Here is a 20,944-nt window from a genome sequence, read left to right on the forward strand (position 1 = left end):
GCCCCGCCTGTGGCAGCCGTCATTCTCGGGCGGAGCGAAGCGCAGACCCGAGAATCTCCTCCCGGGAAGGACAGTAGAGCCCACATCGGCATGAGATGCTCGGGTCAAGCCCGAGCATGACGGTCTGGCCCGGACGTCAATCAAAAATGCGCCTTCACGCGCACGCACGCGTAGGCGCGTGAAAAAGCCATCGTCTGCCCCTATATTGTCGTTTCGAATCAGGATCATCGCGGGCGCTCGCTCGCCCGCTCAGGAACCACTTCATGACCGATGCCGCCCTCAGCGCCCAGCCCGACGACTACGGCGCCGATTCCATCAAGGTTCTCAAGGGCCTGGACGCGGTGCGCAAGCGGCCCGGCATGTATATCGGCGACACCGATGACGGCTCGGGCCTGCATCACATGGTCTACGAAGTCGTCGACAACGCGATCGACGAGGCGCTCGCCGGCCATGCCGACCTCGTCACGGTGACGCTGAACGCCGAGGGTTCGGTCACCGTGACCGACAATGGCCGCGGCATCCCCACCGATATCCACAGCGAGGAAGGCATCTCGGCGGCCGAGGTCATCATGACCCAGCTCCATGCCGGCGGTAAGTTCGACCAGAACTCCTACAAGGTCTCTGGCGGTCTGCATGGCGTCGGCGTCTCCGTCGTCAACGCGCTCTCGGTCTCGCTGAAGCTGCGCATCTGGCGCGGCGGCCACGAGCACTACATGGAATTCCGCCATGGCGATGCGGTCGCGCCGCTCGCCGTCGTCGGCCCGCAGGGCGACAAGCGCGGCACCGAGGTGACCTTCCTGCCCTCGCAGGAGACCTTCACCATGGTGGAGTTCGACTACAAGACGCTGGAGCACCGTCTGCGCGAGCTCGCCTTCCTGAACTCGGGCGTGCGCATCGTCCTGACCGATGCGCGCCATGCCGAGGTGGTGCGCGAGGAGCTGATGTACGATGGCGGCGTCGAGGCCTTCGTGCGCTATCTCGACCGCGCCAAGTCCTCTGTGATCGAGAAGCCGATCATGCTCACCTCGGAGAAGGACGGCATCACCGTCGATGTCGCGCTGTGGTGGAACGACAGCTACCACGAGAACGTGCTCTGCTTCACCAACAACATCCCGCAGCGCGATGGCGGCACCCATCTCGCCGGCTTCCGCGCCGCGCTGACGCGCCAGATCACCGGCTATGCCGAAAGCTCGGGCATCTCCAAGAAGGAGAAGGTCTCGCTCACCGGCGACGATTGCCGCGAAGGCCTGACCGCGATCGTCTCGGTCAAGGTGCCCGACCCGAAATTCTCGTCGCAGACCAAGGACAAGCTGGTCTCGTCGGAGGTTCGCCCGGTCGTCGAGAACGTCGTCAACCAGGCGCTGTCGGAGTGGCTCGAGGAGCATCCGGGCGAGGCCAAGACCATTGTCGGCAAGGTGGCGGAAGCCGCCGCCGCCCGTGAGGCCGCCCGCAAGGCCCGCGACCTCACCCGCCGCAAGGGCGCGCTCGATATCGCGTCGCTGCCGGGCAAGCTCGCGGATTGCCAGGAGCGCGACCCCGCCAAGTCCGAACTCTTCATCGTCGAGGGCGACTCGGCCGGTGGCTCCGCCAAGCAGGGCCGCGCCCGCGAATACCAGGCCGTGCTGCCGCTGCGCGGCAAGATCCTCAACGTCGAGCGGGCGCGCTTCGACAAGATGCTCTCGTCGGACCAGGTCGGAACGCTGATCACGGCGCTGGGCGCCGGCATCGGCCGGGCGGACGCCGAGCAGGGCGGCTTCAACCTGGCGAAGCTGCGCTACCACAAGATCATCATCATGACCGACGCCGACGTCGACGGCGCCCATATCCGCACGCTGCTGCTGACCTTCTTCTACCGGCAGATGCCGGAATTGATCGATGCCGGCCATCTCTTCATCGCCCAGCCGCCGCTCTACAAGGCGGCGCGCGGCAAGAGCCATGTCTATCTCAAGGACGAGCGGGCGCTGGAGGAATACCTGGTCGACTCGACGCTGGACGGCGCGACCTTCCGCACCAGCGAGGGCGTCGAGCGCGGCGGTGCCGACCTGCGCGTCCTGATCGAGGAAGCCCGCAACGTGCGCAACGCGCTGGCGCAACTGCATTCGCGCTATGACCGCCGCGTCGTCGAGCAGATGGCGATCGCCGGCGTGCTGCACCCGATCAGCGAGGACGACGAGGCCAAGGCCAACGAGGCGGCGGCTTATGTCGCACGCCGGCTCGATGCGATCTCGGACGAGCTGGAGCGTGGCTGGGAAGGGAAGGTCAGCGAAGGCGGCTTCGTCTTCTCGCGGATGATCCGCGGCGTGAAACAGGCCGCGACGATCGATGCCGGGCTGCTCGCCAGCACGGAGGCCCGCAAGCTCGACGCTGCGGCGACCTCCTTGCAGGAGGCCTATGCAAAGCCCGGCGTGCTCAGCCGCAAGGGCGACACCTTCACCGTCAACGGCCCGAGCGACCTGTTCGACGCGGTCTCCAGCATCGGCAAGAAAGGCGTCTCGCTGCAGCGCTATAAAGGCCTGGGCGAGATGAACCCCGACCAGCTCTGGGAGACGACGCTCGATCGCGACGTGCGCTCGCTGCTGCGCGTCAAGAACGACCAGAACGACGAGGCCGACGATCTCTTCGTCAAGCTGATGGGCGATGTCGTCGAGCCGCGGCGAGAGTTCATCCAGAGCAACGCGCTGAACGCGACGGTCGACATCTGATCGTCGCGACGACTGTGAAACCGCGGTTACGGGCTCAGTCTTTAGCCATTTGCTGTACTGGGAGGCGAGGTCGCCGGGCCGTTGGCTGACAGGGTTTTTTGGGTAAGCTCGGACCAGCCTTTGTGGTGATCGGACGGTGCGCTGCGCTGGTCGAGCCGACTTCGCTACCGGCGCGAAAAGATCGACGGGCGTCACGCTGCCGCGTCGAGCGGGTGGTGGCAGCGGAACATCCCCCCAGCGACGGCGGTCTGCTCTGGCATCTGCGTGCGGCAGATGTCACTCGCCCTTGAACAGCGTGGGTTGAACGGACAGCCCGGCGGTGGCTCGACCGGGTTGGGCGGCTCGGCGATAACCTCTGACCAGGATGGGCGCTGCCCCGGCGTCGGCGGCAGCACGGCGTCGAGCAGTGAGCGCGTATAGGGATGGCGCGGTCGCGCGAACAGCTCCTCGGTCGGCCCGGTCTCGACCACGGTGCCGAGATACATCACCGCCACCCGCTCGGCCATGTGGTAGACAACGGCGAGGTTGTGGCTGATCAGGAGCACGGTCAGCCCGAGCTTCTTCTGCAGCGCGCCGATCAGGTTGATGATCTGCGACTGCACGGAGACGTCGAGCGCCGAGGTCGGCTCGTCGCAGATCAGGATGCGCGGCTGCGCGATCAGCGCACGAGCAATCGCAACGCGCTGGCGCTGCCCGCCGGAGATCTGGCTCGGATAGGCGTTGAGCAGATGCGGCGGCAGGCCGACGGCCTGCATCATCTCGGCCACCGCGGCCTGGCGGCTGCGGGCATTCCCGTCGCCGCGCACCGCGAGCGGCGCCGCGATGATGCTGCCGAGCGTCTGGCGCGGATTGAGCGAGGAATACGGGTCCTGGAAGACGGGCTGGATCAGCCCGGCACGCTCGATGCGATGATAGGACGCGATCGGCTTTCCGGCGACCGCGACGGTGCCGCTGGTCGGCGGCTCGATGCCGAGCATCAGCCGCGACAGCGTGGTCTTGCCGCAGCCGGATTCGCCGACGATCGCGACAACCTCGCCCTGCCCGACCTCAAGATCGATGCCGCGCAGCGCCCGCAGGATCCGCCGCTGGCCATGGAAGGAGACGGCGTAGTCGCGCGTCGCGCCGACGATGCTCAGTGCGGCCTGCGCGCTCACGACACCACCTCGCCCTGCTCTTCGAAACCCGGTTCGCCCGCCCGCTCCGCAATGGGGCGGACGCAGCGCAGCGCACGCTCCCCGTCGAGCGGCACGAGCGGCACCGGCGCGGCGCAGACGGGCCGCGCATAGGGGCAGCGCTCCATGAACAGGCAGGCTTCCACTGTGCCGGTCGGCGGCGGCACGATCCCGGGGATCGAGCCCAGCAGCGCGCCCCGCGCGGTGCCCCCCGGCGTCGGGATCGCCTGCAGCAGGCCTTCGGTATAGGGATGCGCCGGCGCGGTCAGGACGGCTGCGGTATCGCCGGTTTCGACCACCTGCCCGGCATACATCACCGCGACACGGTGGGCCATCGTCGCCACCACGCCGAGATCGTGCGTGATCAGAATGATGCCGACGCCGGTCTCGTGCTGCAGCTGCGCCAGCAGGCCAAGGATCTGCGCCTGGGTGGTGACGTCGAGCGCCGTCGTCGGTTCGTCGGCAATGATCAGGTCCGGGTCGCAGGACAAGGCCATGGCGATCATCACGCGCTGGCGCAGGCCACCGGAAAGCTGGTGCGGATACTGCTCCAGCCGCGCCGCCGGCGACGGAATGCCGACCCGTGCCAGCAGAGACACCGCCCGCTCGCGCGCCTCGGCCCGGCCGATGCCGAGATGCGTGCGCATCACCTCGGTCATCTGGCTGCCGATGGTGTAGCAGGGATCGAGCGAGGTCATCGGATCCTGGAAGATCATCGCGATGCGCGGGCCGCGCAGCTTGCGCCACTCCGCCTCGCGCAGGTCGATCAGCGACTGTCCCGAAAAGCTCAGCCTGGAGGCGTCGACGCGGCCGGGCTTCGGCACGAGCCCCATCAGCGAGAGCGCGGTGAGGCTTTTGCCGCAGCCGGACTCGCCGACGATCGCCAGCGTCTCGCCGCGCGCGACAGAGAGCGCGATGCCGCGCACCGGCTGCAGGATGCGGCCCTGCGCGGTCGGGATCGTGATCTTCAGATCCTCGAGCTCGATCAAGGCGCTCATGCCCGGCCCTCCGGCGCGACGACATCGCGCAGCGCATCGCCGAGCAGGTTGATCGCCAGCACCAGCGTCACCAGCGCGACACCGGGGATCGCGATCAGCCAGGGCCGGAACAGCAGCTGGTTCTTCGATTCCGCCACCATCAGCCCCCAGGACGCGAGCGGCGGCTTGACGCCGAGGCCGAGGAAGGAGAGCGCGGCCTCCAGCAGTACGGCATGGGCGACCTCGACGGTCGCGACCACGATCAGCGGCCCGACGATGTTGGGCAGGATCTCGACCAGCAGTATGCGCGGCGTCGAGGAGCCGATGGCGCGCGCCGCAATGACGAAGTCGCTATATGCCAATCGTTGCGTCGCGCTGCGGGTGACCACCGCGAACCGGTCCCAGAGCAGAAGCCCGATCACCACGACGAGCACCGTCAGCGAGGAACCGACGACCGCGACCACCACGAGCGCGACCAGCACCACCGGAAGGGTCAGCCGGATCGTGATCAGGAAGTTGATGACGAGGTCGACGCGCCCGCCGAAATAGCCGGCCGCCATGCCCATCGCCGTGCCGATCAGGCCCGAGACCAGTACGGTCGCGACGCCGATGAACATTGAGACGCGGGCGCCGTCCACCAGCCGCGCCAACAGATCGCGCCCGAGCTGGTCGGTGCCCAGCGGATGCGTCCAGCTGCCGCGCACGTCCCAGACCGGCGGGATGAGGCGGGCGCCGAGATTCTGCGCCACGGGGTCGAGCGTGAAAAGCGGCCCGACGAGCGCGACCAACAGGATCAGCAGGATCGCGCCGCCGCCGAACCAGAAGCTGCCATGCCGCAGCATGCGGTGCAAAGCGAGCCGGCGGGGGCTCATCGCAGTGAGTGTCGCCGCCGTCATGAGATGCGGATCCTCGGGTCGATCAGGGCATTCAGGAGGTCGGCCAGCAGCGTCAGCAGCGCATAGATCAGCGCGATCACCAGCAGGATGGACTGGATCACCTCGATGTCGGAGCGCTGGATCGACTGCCAGGCGAGCAGGCCCAGCCCCTTCAGCGAGAACACCGTCTCGACAACGATCGAGCCGCCGAGCATGAAGCCGAGCTGCACGGCCGCGAGCGAGACGACCGGGATGATGGCGCTGCGCAGCGCATGCAGAAGCACGACGCGCCAGGCTGGCAGACCATAGGCCCGCGCGGTGCGGACATGATCGGACTGCATCACGTCGATCATGCCCGAACGCGTCAGCCGCATCAGCGCAGGCGCCGCGTAATAGCCAAGCGTCACCGAGGGCAGCACGAAATGCAGCCAGGTCGCCGAGCCGGAGATCGGCAGCCAGCGCAGTTGCACGCCGAAGATGTAGACCAGCAGGAGCGCGAACAGGAAGGATGGCAGCGCCTGCCCGGCGACCGCGAGCCCGAGCGCGAAGCGGTCGATCACCGTGTCGCGATAGAGCCCGGCGAGGATGCCGAGCGGGATCGAGAGCAGGAGCGCGAAGGCGAGCGCCGACAGGCCGAGCTTTGCCGTGACCGGCGCATGCTCGGCCAGCACGCTCACCACCGGCTGGCGCAGATAGAAGGACCGGCCGAACTCACCCGACAGGATCTTGCCGAGCCAGGCGAAGTACTGCGTGTGGATCGGCTGGTCGAAGCCATAGAGCCGGCGGATCGATTCCACATCCGCGGGCGAAGCTCCCTCGCCCGCCATCGCCGCGGCGGGGTCGCCGGAGAGATGGACGAGCGAGAAGGCGAGCACCGAGGTGCAGGCGATCACCAGCAGGGTGACGAGCAGTCGCCTCGCGAGAAAGCGTAACATGATGTTCGATCAGACTGCGGCGGCCGCCTCCATGCTCACTGCTTCCAGCGTGCCAGATAGAAGTGGGCGAGCTCGTCCGGCGTCACCGGCAGGTCGAGTTCCGCGTTGAAGGCATAGGTCCGGCCGTAGCTGAACAGCGGCACCATATAGGCCTGCTCGTTGATGCGGGCGAGCGCCTTGCCGTAAAGCTCCTTGCGCTTCTCCGGGTCGACGCTGGTGTCCGCCGCCTGCAGCCAGTCGCGCACCTGCTCGTCGCGGGCATAATCGTCGATGCTGAACTTGAAATAATTGCTCACCGAGGCCGAGGCATCGAGCACGCCCTGCGAGCCCCAGCTCAGATGCGCCACCTCGGCCTTGCCCTCCTGCAGGATCGGGCGCAGCGCCCGCCACTGCAGGTAGCGCAGATCGGTCTTGATGCCGACGGCGCGCAGATAGTTCATCACCGCCTCGGTGTAAGGTCGGTCGCGATAGGCGTAGATCGGGATGGTGAAGCCGTCGGGATGTCCGGCCTCCTTCAGCAGCGCCTTGGCCTTGGCCGGATCGTAGGCATATTCCTCGGTCTTGGTGTCGCAGCCGAACTGGCGGGCGTCGCACATGAAGCGCAGGACCTCGGAGCCCTCGCCGACGAGCTCGCGCGAGATCGCCGCCCGGTCGATGGCGTGGAACATCGCCCGGCGGACGCGCACATCCTTCATTGGGTTGTCGCCGGAACGCCCCGCCGCGTCGAGCGAAAGGAACGACATGCGCGTCGTCGGCGCGGCCTTGACCGTGACGCTCGGCATCGCGGCCAGCTGCTTGGCGTTCTCGGACGGCACGCCCCAGATCCAGTCGAGCCCGCCGGTGACCAGCTCGGCGAGCTGCGTGTCGGTGTCGGGGATAGTCTTGTAGATCAGCGTGCCAATCGACGGCTTGCCCTTCGGGCTGTCGGCGAAATAGGCGTCGTTCTTGACCAGCGTCACCGAGGAGCCGGATTTGAACTCCTTGAGGTTATAGGGGCCGACGCAGACCGGCTGGACGGCGCCCCAGTCGCGCCGCGCCTTGCCGCCGGTGTTGACCGTCGGCGCCTTGTCGTAATGCCCTTCGGGATAGATCGGCGTGATGCCGGAGAAGTATTCGATCGCGGCCGGCGTCGGCGCCTTGGCCTTGAAGATCACCGTATCGGCGCTGGGCGCCTCGACATTCTCGATCCAGTCGACCAGCAGGCGCGTGACGACGCCGCTGTCGGGCTGGCGGGCATGGTTGTAGGTGTAGGCGACGTCGGCCGCCGTCAGTTCCTTGCCGTTCGAGAATTTCAGCCCCTTGCGGAGCTTGAACTCGAGAGTCTTGTCGTCGATCCAGCGATAGCCGGTCGAGAGCAGCGGCTTGTATTCGCCCTTGATCGGGTCGCGATACATCAGCGTGTCGCACATCTGCTGCGCGATGATCACGACCTCGCGCAGGTTCTGGTAGTAGAGATCGACCGTGTCGACCTCGCTGGCCGAGGCGAAGACCAGCGTGTCGTCCGCCTTGCCGGCCTGGGCTGCGCCGGCCCCCAGGCCGAGTGCCGCCGCGACGGTCAACGCCGCCGCCATGCTCCGAGTCGTCATCATCGTTCCCCTCCGTCCCGTTTCAGGATCAGTCTCCACGCCCGCCCATCTCCTCATGACCGGGCGTGATCTTTTGCGACCTTCTCAGACTGCGGGCCTCACCGGCAATCTGATCGTCGAATTCGTTGTGCCGCCGCGATGCAGCGTCAGCTTCGGCGGCCGGCCATGCGGCACCTGCCCGCAATGATCGGCATCGGCGCCCGCGATCGCGATGCGGATGCGGCTGCCTGCCTTGAAGGTCCACGACGTCGGCAGCAGCGCGAAATGCAGGCGCTGCGGCTCGCCGACCGGCATCGGCGCGGCGTCGGCCCGGGTGAAGGTGCGGAACGGCCAGGTCGTGCGATGCTCCGGCGGGCACTCGCTCTCCTTGCGATGCAACGCCCGAAGCAGCCCCTCGGTGACGTAGCGCACGGTGGCGTCGGCCTCGACCTCCGAAAGATACACGAAAATCGCGGCGTCGGGCTCGCTCGACGAAACAAGCAGATCGGCGATCACATGTCCCGAAACCTGCCAGTCTCGCTCCAGCGGCGCGGAATCGTAGCGCAGCATCGCCTCGTCGCGGCCCTGCCAGTCGATATAGTAGTCGCGGCTGTCGATCGCAGCGATGCGCTCGTAGCGGGTCTGGCCGCCGGTGCCCTTCCTGAAATCGACTTGATACCCGTCCGCGCCCGCGACGCCGGCCTGCGGCGAGAGGCGCGCACCGTCGTCGAAATGCAGCGTTTCGCTGGCTTCGATCGGCGGCCAAGCGGCCGCCTCCTGCCAGGCTTCCTCATGCATGGTGTAGTAGTGAATCGGCGCCTCTTCGCGGAGCCCGGTGTCGAGCCCCATCAGGTACTCGTCGAAGAAGCGCAGCACCTCGCCGACGATCGGGAAGTCGGGCTCCACCTTCGGCCGCCAGGGCGAGCAGTCGATGCGCGCGCCATGGTCCCAGGGGCCGAGCAGCAGATGGCGCTTCGGGTTCGGCAGCGTCAGGAAGCGGCTGATCGAGCCGTTGGCGTAGCCCGCGCCGTCCATCCAGCCCGAAACCGAATAAACCGCCACCTCTGGATCGATCCCATCATAGAAGCCGTAGGGGCTGAACTTCGCCGAGGTGAATTCCGGGTCGTAGGGCAGCGTGTCGCCCTTGAATTTGAACTCGGTGATGAAGTCCGGCATGTGGAAATTGCCGATATGCTCGGTGATCGCCTGCCGGCAGAGCGCCCCGTCCGCATCCTCGTCCACCGGCTGCGGGCCGGCATAGTTCGGGTTGGCGTAGTAGGCGATGTTCTTCAACAGGTCGCGCCGGTCGTGGTCCATCGCGATCATCAGGTCGTCATAGACCCGCGCCAGCTCCTTCAGCAGGATGCCGCCCGGATAGTAATGGTCGGAATACGTGTCCCACACCGCAAACAGCGGCGCGATCGCCTTGACCGCCTTGTGGCCGGTGCTTGCGAGGAAGTCGGACGCCGCGCCGAGATAGGACACGCCGGTGGCGCCGATCGCCCCGTTCGACCAGGGCTGCGCCACGATCCAGTCCGCGATGGCGCGGCAGTCCTCGCGCTCGCGCGGCGAACGGAAGCTGTCGCGCGTGCCGAAGCTCGCCCCCGTGCCGCGCACATCGATCACCACCAGCGCATAGCCGGCGGGTACGAAATTGTCGCGATAGCGAAAGGAACCGGGCGTGACCTCGTCGCCCTTCGTGGAGTCCGACAGCGCGAAGCGGCGGTAATAGGGGGTAAAGATGGTGATCGTCGGAAACGGCCCCTTGGCCGCAGCGCCTTCCGCAGTCTGCGGCAGGTAGACATCAACGGCGAGCCTGCAGCCGTCAGGCATCGCCACATAGTGCGAGAAAGGCTTCTTCGAGACGCCGTAGGGGCGCTTCCGCTCCTTCAGATAGGTCCAGGGAGTCACCCGCCAGGCTGGATTCTCGGTCCCCATCACAATCGCCCGTTTCATACCATTCCAGTTTGAAACACGAGCGTCGCAACACTCGACATATGCGTCAAATGCGTAATAACGAATGAATAGTGCCTTTTTCACATAAGGGCGGCGTCAAATGCTGGGGTTGCGAGGTTTGGAGGCGCTGCGCGCCTTCGTCGAGGCCGGAACGGTATCGCAGGCTGCGGTCCGGCTCGGACGTACCCAGCCGCAGATCGGGCGGCTGCTCAGCGCGCTCGAGGCCGAGCTCGGTTTCCAGCTCTTCGATCGGCACAACAAACGCCTGACGCTGACCGCCGAAGGCCGCGAGTTCTACCAGCATGTCGAGCGGCTGCTGCAGGGCCATGACGGACTCGAGCGCTTTGCCTCCCAACTGCGCCGCGGCGGACGCCACCACATCCGCGTGCTCGCCGCGCCGCATGTGGCCGAAGCGATCGTCATCGATGCGGTGGCCACGCTGTCCCGGAGCGACCCACGCTTCACGGCCAGCGTCGATTCGCGGGTTCGCATCGACATCGACAACTGGCTGGGCCAGGAGCATTTCGATCTCGGCATCACCGTTCTCCCGATCGGCCATGCCGGTTTCGAGACCGAGGAATTCTTGCGCATCGAGGCCGTGGCAGCCATGGCGGACAGCCATCCGCTAGCGCGGCTGGAGGCGGTGACGGTCGCGGACCTCGCCAGCACCAGCTTCATTGCCACCCACCGCCGCTCGCTGATCCAGAAGGAGATCGAGCGCCAGGCGGACGAGACGGGAGTTACGCCTGATTCGCGCTTCGAGACGCAGAGCGGCATGATCGCATGCCAACTCGCGGCGCGCGGCCTCGGCTGTTGCGTCGCGGACCCCTTCGTCGCGCATTCGAGCGGAACGCCAGGCTTGATCTTCCGGCCGTTCCGCCCAGCCATCGAACTGCGCTACGGCTTCGTTTTCCCCGCCTGGCAAAGCCGCTCGCGATTGGGACGGGAACTTTCGGGCGCGATCGCAGAGCGCGCGAAAGCCCTTTGGGGCACGATCAGGACGTCTTTCGGTTAATCTGCCGAGCCGGAGGCTCGGGATGATAACCCGCCCGATGAGCCGATTGCCGGATTGAAGGTCCGCTCATCGACACCAAATCGGGAGCATCCAGATTCTTTCGATGTCGCGCGAGCGTTGTTCTCGTAGCCAATGCGTTTAGCCTTTCGGAGTGGCCGGCAAGATCGTCTTTGCTGGCCGCTCCGTTCTGAGGCGCGCAATGTTCCGCGCTGCGGTGCGCTTCCCTGCTGCTGGAAGGCAATGCGATTGCCGTCAGGAGCCAATGTCCGCCCATGGCGCAACGTTCCAGAACGTGCGGTGGTCATCCGCTCATTTGGCATAGATCGACGTTACGATGAGGGACCCGGTCTGGACGGTAGCCACGAGCGGCTCTGCCGCTTCAAGGGCGATCGCGTCTCCCGCTGAGACGTGATGCGCGGTGCCGGCTAGACAAAGGTGGGCGTCTTCCTTCACGGCATAAAAAACATGGGCGCCCGGTCGAAAATCTGCACTGCTCCCTGCGCCCATGGCCGTCATTCCACCGGTGGCCTCGGATCGGTTGATCATCAGATTGAGGACTTTTACCGGTCCATTTTCCAATCGGCTGACAATCTTCAACTCGCCGCCATACTGAACCGGCTTCAAAGGCTCGGACAGGTCGATCGTCGCTGAGCCCGCGTCGAGAAACAGGCCTTCGCCTTCTACGACAACCTGATGGCGATCGTAGCAAGGGCGCGAGCGCGGGCCCGAAGACCACGGCCACCATCAGCACCGAGAGGATGACGACCCCGGCAATGCCCAGGGGGTTCCTCAACAGGCGGCCGAGCCAGGGCGGCATGAGGTCAGTCATACTTGATGCGCCTGTCGACGAGAGCATAGGAGAGATCCGCGATCAGGTTGGCGAGCGCGTAGATCGCCGAGATGATCAGCGCGACGCACTGCAGAAGCGGCAGGTCCCGGTTCTGGATCGCGAAGATCATCAGCCGCCCGATTCCGGGATAGGCGAAGACCTCCTCCACGACGAGAATGCCGCCGATGAGGTAGCCGACATCGAGGGCGATGATCGTGATTGTCGGCAGCAGGCTGTTGGGGAGCGCGTGGCGCCAGAGCACGGCGCGGTGCGAGAGCCCCTTGAGCCGAGCCGTTCGGACATAGTCGCTCTCGAGCACTTCGACCATTTCCGACCGGGTCTGGCGTGAGATATGGGCGGTCATGACGATGGTCAGCGTCACCGCAGGCAGGACGAGATGGCTCAGGAAGGCGGCCACGCCGCCTTCGGCGACCGAGACATATCCCCCGGCAGGAAACAGGCCGAGCTCGGGGCGGGTGAAGATCACCAGCAGCAGCGTGGCGGTCACGAACTCGGGCAACGAAACGCCGATATAGGACCCGACGCTGACCGCAACGTCCGTCGGCCGCCCCTGCCGGTCGGCGGCGAGGACGCCGAGGGGGATCGCTACGATCGTCACCAGAATGAGCGCGACGGCCCCCAGGACCGCAGAGCGCGCGAGCGCCGTCAGCGTCAGGTTGAGGACAGGCTGTCCGATCGCCAGCGAGGTGCCCCAATCGCCTCGAAGAATGCCGCCCAGCCAGTCGCCATATTGGACGATGCTCGGCCGGTTCAGCCCAAGCTTGATGACGAGTTCTTCGATCTGCCCGGGCGCGGCATGCTCTCCCAAGATCATCTGGGCAGCGTTGCCCGGGAGAATTTGGGTAACAAAAAATATCGCAGCCGAAATGAGAAATAGCGTAACAATGATGTAAGCTAATCTCTTGAGGATAAACTCTGCGGACATCCTGTTCTAAATTCCCCTGCGTCGTCAGGTCGCCTCAAATCGAAGGCGTTCTTATGCCGACTAAGGTAGGTTAGAAGCATTCAATCCGATCTCAAGATGGTTTCTCGTTATGTCGTTATACGGTCAGATTATAAGCGAGCCGACGAGCGAGAAGCACTCCTATGGGCATCTTCGATTGGTTGTGGCTCGCCATGCTTAGGCAGCATGTCGGAAGGGACACGCAGACGAGCGCTCGGATGCGCGAAATCCGTTCCCCAGGCCTGCAACGCCAGTCCGGCTTGAGTGTCGACGTGCGCACCGAAATTATCGACAGCCCCGTTCTGGTCGATGCCTAGATCGGCCCAGCGGGCTAACAAGACAGGACAGCTGAACTTCAGCTCATCGACCGCTTTTGCGAGCGGCAGCAAATGACTGCTTTGCCGCAGTATGGAAGGCAATCAGCGGGTGCCGATACGCAGGCCGAATACCTTCGGGATCGCGGCAGCCGCGCGCATCGCCACCGAGGGTGTCTCGCGGCGCTCGTCGGCCTCCTCGCAGCCGATAATGCCCCAGCGCACGAAACGGCCTCCGACAACCCGGAAAGGCTCCGGCGGCAGCGCGGACAACTCTCGGCGGCAAAACGGAAGGTTGGCCCATTCATCCTGCTCGCCGAGGACGAGCGATGCGAGAGATTGTCCGCCGATATAGGTCGGGTTGACCCCATGGCCGGAGTAGCCGCAGCCATAATGCACGCGCGTACCGGGCAAGGTCCGGAAAAATGGCAGGCGATCGGAGGAGACGTCGAGGCCACCACCCCAGATCTTCGCCACTCCGACATCGCCCAGGCCGGGCAGAAGCCGCCGCAGGCCACGCTCAGCCCTGGCGGCCGATGCCGCATCCTGCGTCAGGATGGGGTCGACCGCGTTGCCATTGTAGCTGATCGGGCCCGAGCCCGATCCCATCAACACACGCCCGTCGATGGTCGTGCGGAAATAATGCACGAACATGCGCATGTCGGCGAGGCCTTGCTCGCCCGTCCAGCCGATCTCCTCCAGCTTCTCAGGCACGGGCTCGGTCATCAACGCATAGCTTGAAAAGACGCTGACATAGGGTCTGATCTCGCGACGGCTGGCGAGACCGGTATTGGTAGCGAGAACGACGTCGCGTGCGAGAATCTGCCCCGCCGGCGTCCGAAGCCGGTTCGGCGAGCCGCTGTCCAGACCGGACAGAGGCGTGTTTTCGTAGATCGTGACGCCTGCCTCGATTGCGGCGCGGCGCAATGCCCGGACGAGCCGGGCCGGGTGCACATTGGCACCTTCGGGAAGGTAGATGCCGCCGCGGAAGACGGGCGACTTGCAATAGGCCGCGACTTCCGCCGGCGAGAGCGCCCTGGCGGTGTCGGAAACTCCCAGCCGTTCGGCCGTCGCGACGGCGGCTGCGACCTTGGCGTCCTGCGCAGGACAGGTGGAGATCCGGACATTCCCGCTTTCACGCCACCAGACGTCGCGCCCCGGCGCGGTCGCGAAGCGGCGGATGGCATCCTGCGCCTTGGTGCCGGCACGGGCGACGGCGAGCGCGGCATCGGCGCCCAGCGAGGCTTCTATCCCGCCGAGCGAACCCCAGTAGCCATGGGTCTTGCCGCCATTCTTGCCGCTCGCCCCCGAGCCGCAGAGCGAGGCCTCGATGAGCACCACGCTCAGTCCAGGCGCGCGCTCGCGCAGAGCCAGAGCCGTCCATAACCCCGTGAAGCCGCCGCCGACGATGGCGACATCGGCCGTGATCTCACCGCTGAGCGAGGGTGACGGCGCCACCCCGCCCTCCGCCTTCAGAGCATCGGTGAACCACCAGGACGGATCACCTGGGAGCATGCTGGGAACAGCAGGATCTCGTGACATGTCGCAACCGATTTTCTTGAAGAAGGACGTGGAAAGACGCGGCGCCTGCAGGGCCCCTAGACGAGCGCCTGAACCTGAACCTCGACCAGAATGTCGTCGGCCGCGAGCCGGGACTCGACCGTCGCGCGCGCCGGCGGCTGCTCGGGGTCAACCCAGGTTTCCCAGACGGCGTTCATTTCGTTGAACGTGCCGACATCCTTCAGCCAGATATTGGCTGTGACGAGACGGGTGCGGTCGGTGCCGGCCATCGCGAGATAGGAATCGATCTGGGCCAGAATATCGGCCGTCTGCTCACGCACGCCGCCGCTGCGGTCCTTGGCGGTCAGCCCGGAGAGGAAAGCGAAGCCGTTCGCAATCAGGACCTTGCTCAGGCGGCCGGTGACTTCATGACGGGTGATCATTGTGCCTCTGTTCGTTGCGCGAGTGGAAGAAGACCGGCGGGGCGGAACCAGCCGCCACGTACCGCTTAAAGGTGCGCCTCTCTGATACGGATGATCCAGACCAGCTTGGCCTCTTCGCTGCTGCGATTGACCAGGTGATGCGGGATGCTGCTCTCGAACTGGAAGCTGTCGCCCTCGCGGATTTCCGCCACGGCGTTGCCGACAGCCAGCTCCACCCGGCCGGAAAGGACGTAGCCGGCCTTGTCGCCCGGCCCGGTCAGGACGTCGTCGCTGGTCGCTCCCGGCGGCAAGGTCAGGATCATGAAGCGGAGCTGGTTGTTATCCTTCGGCGACAGCAGCTCCTTGGTCAGGAGGCCGGGCCCGACGACGAAGCGCGGGCGGTTTTCCCGGCGGCGCACGAAGGTTGGCTCGTCATTCGCCTCCGGCTCCCGCTCGAGGAAGGCCCAGAGATTCACCCCGAGTGCGCTCCTCAGCTTCTGCAGTGTGCTGATCGAGGGGTTCGAATTGCCGCGCTCGATCTGGCTGATGATCCCGGCGGACAGCCCCGCCTTTGTCGCCAGCTCGAGGATCGTGAGCTTCCTGTCGGTGCGGAGCGCGCGCAGCCGCTGCCCGATCTGGGCGGCGTCATCATCGGAGGGCGCCGGATCGGTCGCGACAGGGAGAGGCTTCGGCATGCAGGGAAATCCATTAAAGTGAAAACAGACCATAGTGAAATTCATTGAAGGGCGCAATTGCCTTGATGCGATATTGACCTCCGACAAAATTATCAAATGATATCAGCGTGATTAGAGGCCTCGCGGCGCGGCAGCCCTTACGAGGCACCTCAATCTCTTGACATCGAATTCAACATAGTGAAGCAATGTTCACGAAGCCCCGGAGAAGGTCGCCTTGGGAGGCTCGAATGCCGCAGTTTCGCAGATGCCTTCCGGGAAAGGCGTCGCTGTCGCCGACATCGCTGTCAAATCGGCATGCCCGCCGCAGCGCCGGGGTTGCTCCTGCGCTTGCTGGCCTTCGGAGTTGTGACCCGTCCAGATGGCCAGGCGAAACGGCTGCCGCTGCGCGGCCGGAGAACTCGATCATTTCCAACGATATCAAGGGGATTGCGATGACCGTCTCACGCGCTGCTGCTCTGTTGCTCGGCCTTGCTGCCGCAACTCCTGCCTTTGCCGGAAAGGCGAACGACACGCTCACCGTGTCCTGGGATCGTGAGCAGACCACCCTCGACGTCTATTACTTCACGGATCACTCCGGCCTCACCCTGATGAACAACGTCTGGGACGGGCTCGTCGATCGGGATCCCAAGACCGGGGAGTATGTCGGCAATCTCGCCACGAGCTGGAAGTGGGAGAGCCCGACCAGCCTCCTCTTCGAGCTGCGGAAGGGCGTCAAATTCCATAACGGCGAGGATTTCGACGCCGACGACGTCGTCTACACGATCGACTACGTCAAGGATCCCAACAACAAGATCCTCCTGGTGCAGATGGTCAGCTGGATCGACGCCGTCGAGAAGGTCGATCAATACACCGTGCGCATCAAGCTGAAGCGCCCGTTCCCGGCCGCGCTGGAATATCTCACGCTGGGCGTGCCGATCTATCCGGATCAATACTACAAGAAGGTCGGCACCGCCGGAATGGGCAAGAATCCGGTCGGCACCGGTCCCTATAAGGTCACCTCGTTCTCCCCCGGGCGCGAATACGTGCTGGAGCGGAACGACGCCTATTTCTCAGGCGGGACGAAGCCCAAGGCGCGCATCAAGCGGGTCGTCGTCCGGACCCAGAAAGACCTCAACCTGATGATGGGCGAGCTGATGACCAAGCGCGCCGAATTCTTGTGGCGGCTGACGCCGGACCAGGCCGATCAACTGGAGAGCATCCCCACCATCCGGGTCGAGCGCTCGCCAACCCTGCGGGTCGCCTTCCTGACCTTCAATGCGCTCGACCCGCAATCGCCGCTCGCGCGCCCCGAGGTTCGGCGCGCCGTCGCCCACGCGGTCAATCGCGACGCGATCGCCAAGAATCTCATCCGTGGTGGAGCGGCCACGCTCAAAACCGTCTGCGCGACCAAGCAGCTTGCCTGTCCCGCACCGGGGGTCGATTACGCCTATGATCCGGCCAAGGCCAAGGAGCTTCTCGCCAAGGCGGGACTCCCGGACGGTTTCGAGACCTCGATCGGCTCGACCTCGGACCGCTTCATCACCGAGGCGGTGATCGGCGATCTCCAGCGCGTCGGTATCCGCGCCGCCATGAACTTCAACGTCTGGGCTGCCTTCCGCGACAAGTGGGTCAAGCGCGAGATGCCGCTCTTCCACGCCTCGACCGGCTTCTGGGGTATCAGCGACGCCTCGATCGCCTTCGGGACCTATTTCGGCGAGGCACCGCAGGACCTTTCGCGGGATCCGGTCGTGACCGAGGCGATCCGCAAGGCTGACGGCACGCAATCTGTCGAGGAGCGGACGAAGTTCTACAAGGACGCGCAGGACCGCATCCTGGATCAGGTCTACTGGCTGCCTCTCGTCGAAATCGTCAACAACTACGCTTTCTCGAAGGAGCTCGATTTCACGCCGTCGCCGGATGAGATCAACCGATTCTACCGCGCCTCCTGGAAGTGATCTTCATGAACCTTTCGATCGGCCCCAATCCTGAGGGAGGTTCGCATTGGCAAGTTTCGCGCTGAAACGAATCCTTGTTGCCGTCCTCGTCGCCTTCACGGTCTCGGTCGTCTCGTTCACCGTGCTGCGCCTCTCGGCCGATCTCGCCCAGGCGCTGGCCGGCGAGGGCGCAAGTTCCGAGCAGGTCGAGCAGATCCGCATCAGCTATGGCCTGGATCGGCCGCTTGCGCTGCAATATCTCGACTGGCTCGGGAACATCATCCGCGGCGATCTCGGAGAGTCATACTACTTCAAGCAGCCGGTCTCGGCGCTGATCCTGGAACGCGTCCCCGTCACCTTCACCGTCGCGACGCTGGCGATCGGGCTGGCCCTGCTGCTGGCGATCCCGCTCGGCATCTGCGCGGCACTGAATCGAAACAGCTGGCTCGACCGGCTCTGCCTGACGACGGCGGTGGTCGGCCAGGCGGTACCGAGCTTCTGGCTCGCGCTGATGCTGATCTACATCTTCGGCCTGCACTGGCAGTGGTTGCCCTTGTCGGGAAGCGAGGAGTGGCAGGGCTTCATCCTGCCGATCATCGTGCTCGCCTATTATGCGATGCCGGCGATCATGCGCCTGACGCGGGCGGGGATGATCGAGGTGCTGCATGCGGACTACATCCGGACCGCGCGCGCCAAAGGGCTGAGCCTCAGGGCCATCGTCACAACCCACGCCCTGCGCAACGCGCTGATGCCGGTCGTGGCGCTCGCTGCGGTCCAGTTCGGCTTCCTGCTCGGGGGCTCGACGGTCGTCGAGACGGTCTTCGCGCTGCATGGCGTCGGCTATCTCAGCTGGGAATCGATCCAGCGAGCCGACTTCCCCGTCGTCCAGTCGATCGTGCTGATGTTCTCGATGATCTTCGTCGTCCTCACGCTGGCGTCCGACCTGTTGAATGCCGCAATCGATCCCCGGGTGCGCCTGCAATGACCGATATGTCTCTCTCCGGGCCGTCGTCGGCCTCGGTGCTGGGCGCGCGCGCCAGGCGTTGGCTGCGCAACACCGGCGCGAGCGTCGGCGGCGCGATCGTCCTCCTCGCCGTTCTCTGCGCGGTCGCGGCGCCGCTCCTGGCCCCGTATGACCCTTATCTCCAGGACTTGCCGATGCGGCTGAAGCCGCCGGTCTGGGCAGCGGAGGGCAGTTGGGCCCATATGCTGGGGACCGACCAGCTCGGCCGCGATTATCTCAGCCGCCTGATCTACGGCAGCCGGATTTCGCTGCTGATCGGCTTCGGCACCGTCCTGATCTCGGGCTCGGTCGGTATCCTGCTGGGCATGCTGGCCGGCTTCTATGGCGGCCGCCTGGATCTGATGATCTCCTTCTTCGTCACCGTGCGGCTCGCCATGCCGATCGTTCTGGTCGCGCTCGCGGTTGTCGGGCTGATCGGAAGCTCTCTGACCGTCGTGGTCGCTGTTCTCGGCCTGCTGCTATGGGATCGCTTCGCTGTGGTGACGCGGGCCACGGTCATGCAGTTGCGCGACAGCGAATATATTATCGCAGCGCGCTCCTATGGCGGCTCCGACGCCAGGATCATGCTGCGCCATGTGCTGCCGAACATCCTGGGGCCGATCCTGGTCGTGTTCACGCTCGAAATCGCCCACGCGATTCTGCTCGAGGCCGCGCTCTCGTTCCTGGGGCTCGGTGTTCAGCCGCCGTTACCGTCCTGGGGACTGATGATCGCGGAAGGGCGAAACTACGTCTTCTTCACGCCCTGGGTGATCACGATTCCCGGTATCGCGCTCGTGGTCCTGGTGCTCGGCATCAACCTGCTGGGCGACGGGCTGCGCGACCTGAGCTCGCCGAGAGATGCTGCCGACTAAACCCCAGACATGTCCAGCCCGGCAAGTAGCCGTGGATCTGATGCCTTCCGAGTGGCCGATGCCGCGCCACGAATGACCGAAGAAGAGGAACGCCGAAATGATTGAACACGCGATGACGGAATACAAGAAGCGGGTGAGCGAGGTTCGCGGCGGGTCGAAGGCCCGCCCGCGGGATCCCAACGAGCGTCGCGCACAGTTCGAGGCCTATGCCGACATCTTCAAGGAGCCGTATCCGGCGAGCATCACCGTCACCAACTGGTTCATCGCCGCGCCGGGGCGCGAGATTCCGATCCGGATCTACAGCCAGAAGACCGACGAGAAGCAGCCGACGATCGTTTACTTCCATGGCGGCGGTTATATGTCCGGCAGCCTCTATACCCACGATACGGTGGTTGCGAACCTGGCGGCCGGCACCGGCGCCCAGATCGTCGCCGTGCATTATCGCCGGGCTCCGGAGAACCCCTATCCGGCTGCGGTCGATGACGGCTTCTTCACGCTGCAATGGCTCGAAAAATACGCCGATCGCTACAAGATCGACCTCGATCGCCTCGCGATCGCCGGTGACAGCGCCGGAGGCGGCCTGACCGCGGCCATCTCGATGATGTCGCGTGATCGCCAGGGGCCGAAGCTGGCGATGCAGGTTCTGCTGTATCCCGGTCCGATGAACACGAATACCGAGACCGACAGCTATGTCCGGATCAACCACGATCCGCAGTTCAACAAGAACGACCTCGAATTCTATCTGAAGGCCTATCTGTCGGATAAGCTCGACACCAAGGATCCTTATGCCGTGCCGCTGCAGGCCACGAACTACGCCGATCTGCCGCCGGCCTTCATCCATGTCGCCGAGCTCGACCCGCTTTACGACGAAGGCCTGCTCTACGGCGAGCGGATGAACGCGGATGGCGCGAAGGCCGAGGTCCGCGTGGCCAAGAACCTTGAGCACAGCTTTCTGCGTGCCGTCACGGTGTCGCCCGAAGCCCGGGAAGAAGCGGCCTATCTCTACGCCACGATCAAGCGTGGCCTGAGGATCGGCTGAGCGATCTTTGGGGTGGGGGCAAGGTTTCGACGCCGCCCGCCCCATTGCTCAATGCAGGACAGCACCTCGCGCCGCGGTCCACGGGTCGGCCCCAAATCCCGTGTCACCCCCGGATCTGGTCTTCAGCATGGCTGCGGATTTGAACTGAATGTCCGGTTTCTGGTGATGGATCAATGTCCGCCCCTGGCGCTTGCGC

At 65.2% G+C, this 20,944-nt stretch carries 17 protein-coding genes and 1 pseudogene; 7 read left to right on the plus strand and 11 right to left on the minus strand.

Features of this window, described 5'->3' with window-relative positions:
* Positions 1-263 precede the first annotated feature (263 nt).
* Positions 264-2,702 carry a DNA topoisomerase (ATP-hydrolyzing) subunit B gene (gene gyrB, locus BLQ70_RS13010; RefSeq protein ID WP_091857318.1) on the plus strand — a complete coding sequence of 813 codons (2,439 nt, stop codon included), beginning with the start codon at positions 264-266 and terminating at the stop codon, positions 2,700-2,702.
* A 191-nt stretch (positions 2,703-2,893) separates the two neighbouring features.
* Here the strand turns inward: gyrB and BLQ70_RS13015 are convergent, their stop codons facing one another.
* The 6 genes from BLQ70_RS13015 to BLQ70_RS13040 form a co-directional block, all read right to left on the minus strand.
* The gene (locus BLQ70_RS13015; RefSeq protein ID WP_091857319.1) at positions 2,894-3,856 is read right to left on the minus strand and encodes an oligopeptide/dipeptide ABC transporter ATP-binding protein; all 963 of its coding nucleotides are present in this window, start codon (positions 3,854-3,856) and stop codon (positions 2,894-2,896) included.
* Positions 3,853-4,872 (minus strand): ABC transporter ATP-binding protein, encoded by a 1,020-nt coding sequence (locus tag BLQ70_RS13020; protein ID WP_091857320.1) that lies wholly within the window; start codon positions 4,870-4,872, stop codon positions 3,853-3,855. Before BLQ70_RS13020 ends, BLQ70_RS13015 begins: the two co-directional genes overlap by 4 nt.
* Complete coding sequence (locus BLQ70_RS13025) at positions 4,869-5,747, minus strand: ABC transporter permease (protein WP_091857321.1); 879 nt, start codon at positions 5,745-5,747, stop codon at positions 4,869-4,871. The genes BLQ70_RS13020 and BLQ70_RS13025 overlap by 4 nt, the downstream gene beginning before the upstream one ends.
* Positions 5,744-6,661, minus strand: coding sequence for an ABC transporter permease (locus tag BLQ70_RS13030; RefSeq protein WP_091857322.1), 918 nt, complete (start codon positions 6,659-6,661; stop codon positions 5,744-5,746). The genes BLQ70_RS13025 and BLQ70_RS13030 overlap by 4 nt, the downstream gene beginning before the upstream one ends.
* Positions 6,662-6,696: 35 nt before the next feature.
* A complete protein-coding gene (locus BLQ70_RS13035) occupies positions 6,697-8,250 on the minus strand; it encodes an ABC transporter substrate-binding protein (protein WP_210184286.1) in 1,554 nt (517 codons plus the stop codon).
* Between the two features lie 81 nt (positions 8,251-8,331).
* The gene (locus BLQ70_RS13040; RefSeq protein WP_244512009.1) at positions 8,332-10,182 is read right to left on the minus strand and encodes a CocE/NonD family hydrolase; all 1,851 of its coding nucleotides are present in this window, start codon (positions 10,180-10,182) and stop codon (positions 8,332-8,334) included.
* Between the two features lie 100 nt (positions 10,183-10,282).
* Between BLQ70_RS13040 and BLQ70_RS13045 the strand changes: the two genes are divergently transcribed.
* Complete coding sequence (locus BLQ70_RS13045; protein WP_091857325.1) at positions 10,283-11,197, plus strand: LysR family transcriptional regulator; 915 nt, start codon at positions 10,283-10,285, stop codon at positions 11,195-11,197.
* Between the two features lie 309 nt (positions 11,198-11,506).
* On the opposite strand, the pseudogene BLQ70_RS13050 reads toward BLQ70_RS13045, so the two are convergent.
* A pseudogene (locus tag BLQ70_RS13050) lies at positions 11,507-11,896 on the minus strand (HutD family protein); the annotation flags it as partial.
* A gap of 122 nt (positions 11,897-12,018) precedes the next feature.
* Positions 12,019-12,972, minus strand: coding sequence for an ABC transporter permease (locus BLQ70_RS13055; protein ID WP_061970776.1), 954 nt, complete (start codon positions 12,970-12,972; stop codon positions 12,019-12,021).
* A gap of 161 nt (positions 12,973-13,133) precedes the next feature.
* Here BLQ70_RS13055 and BLQ70_RS25635 point away from each other — a divergent pair, with 161 nt between their 5' ends.
* Complete coding sequence (locus BLQ70_RS25635) at positions 13,134-13,307, plus strand: hypothetical protein (RefSeq protein ID WP_170843400.1); 174 nt, start codon at positions 13,134-13,136, stop codon at positions 13,305-13,307.
* Between the two features lie 102 nt (positions 13,308-13,409).
* Here the strand turns inward: BLQ70_RS25635 and BLQ70_RS13060 are convergent, their stop codons facing one another.
* The 3 genes from BLQ70_RS13060 to BLQ70_RS13070 all read right to left on the minus strand — a co-directional run bounded on the left by BLQ70_RS13060 (position 13,410) and on the right by BLQ70_RS13070 (position 16,008).
* Positions 13,410-14,819: an NAD(P)/FAD-dependent oxidoreductase gene (locus tag BLQ70_RS13060; protein WP_244512012.1), complete on the minus strand. Its 1,410-nt coding sequence runs from the start codon at positions 14,817-14,819 to the stop codon at positions 13,410-13,412.
* Positions 14,820-14,902: 83 nt separating this feature from the next.
* Entirely contained in the window at positions 14,903-15,247 is a 345-nt protein-coding gene (locus BLQ70_RS13065; protein ID WP_091857328.1) for a RidA family protein, read from the minus strand.
* Between the two features lie 65 nt (positions 15,248-15,312).
* Complete coding sequence (locus BLQ70_RS13070; RefSeq protein ID WP_210184287.1) at positions 15,313-16,008, minus strand: cupin domain-containing protein; 696 nt, start codon at positions 16,006-16,008, stop codon at positions 15,313-15,315.
* A gap of 344 nt (positions 16,009-16,352) precedes the next feature.
* Between BLQ70_RS13070 and BLQ70_RS13075 the strand changes: the two genes are divergently transcribed.
* The 4 genes from BLQ70_RS13075 (at position 16,353) to BLQ70_RS13090 (ending at position 20,748) form a co-directional block, all read left to right on the plus strand.
* A complete protein-coding gene (locus BLQ70_RS13075; protein WP_170843401.1) occupies positions 16,353-17,855 on the plus strand; it encodes an ABC transporter substrate-binding protein in 1,503 nt (500 codons plus the stop codon).
* 46 nt (positions 17,856-17,901) lie between these two features.
* A complete protein-coding gene (locus tag BLQ70_RS13080; RefSeq protein ID WP_091857331.1) occupies positions 17,902-18,819 on the plus strand; it encodes an ABC transporter permease in 918 nt (305 codons plus the stop codon).
* Positions 18,816-19,709, plus strand: a complete 894-nt coding sequence (locus BLQ70_RS13085; RefSeq protein WP_091857332.1) for an ABC transporter permease — start codon at positions 18,816-18,818, stop codon at positions 19,707-19,709. Before BLQ70_RS13080 ends, BLQ70_RS13085 begins: the two co-directional genes overlap by 4 nt.
* A 97-nt stretch (positions 19,710-19,806) precedes the next feature.
* The gene (locus BLQ70_RS13090; protein ID WP_091857333.1) at positions 19,807-20,748 is read left to right on the plus strand and encodes an alpha/beta hydrolase; all 942 of its coding nucleotides are present in this window, start codon (positions 19,807-19,809) and stop codon (positions 20,746-20,748) included.
* The last annotated feature ends 196 nt before the right edge of the window (positions 20,749-20,944 follow it).

This window comes from Allobosea robiniae (assembly GCF_900102525.1).
Taxonomy (GTDB): Bacteria; Pseudomonadota; Alphaproteobacteria; order Rhizobiales; family Beijerinckiaceae; genus Allobosea; species Allobosea robiniae.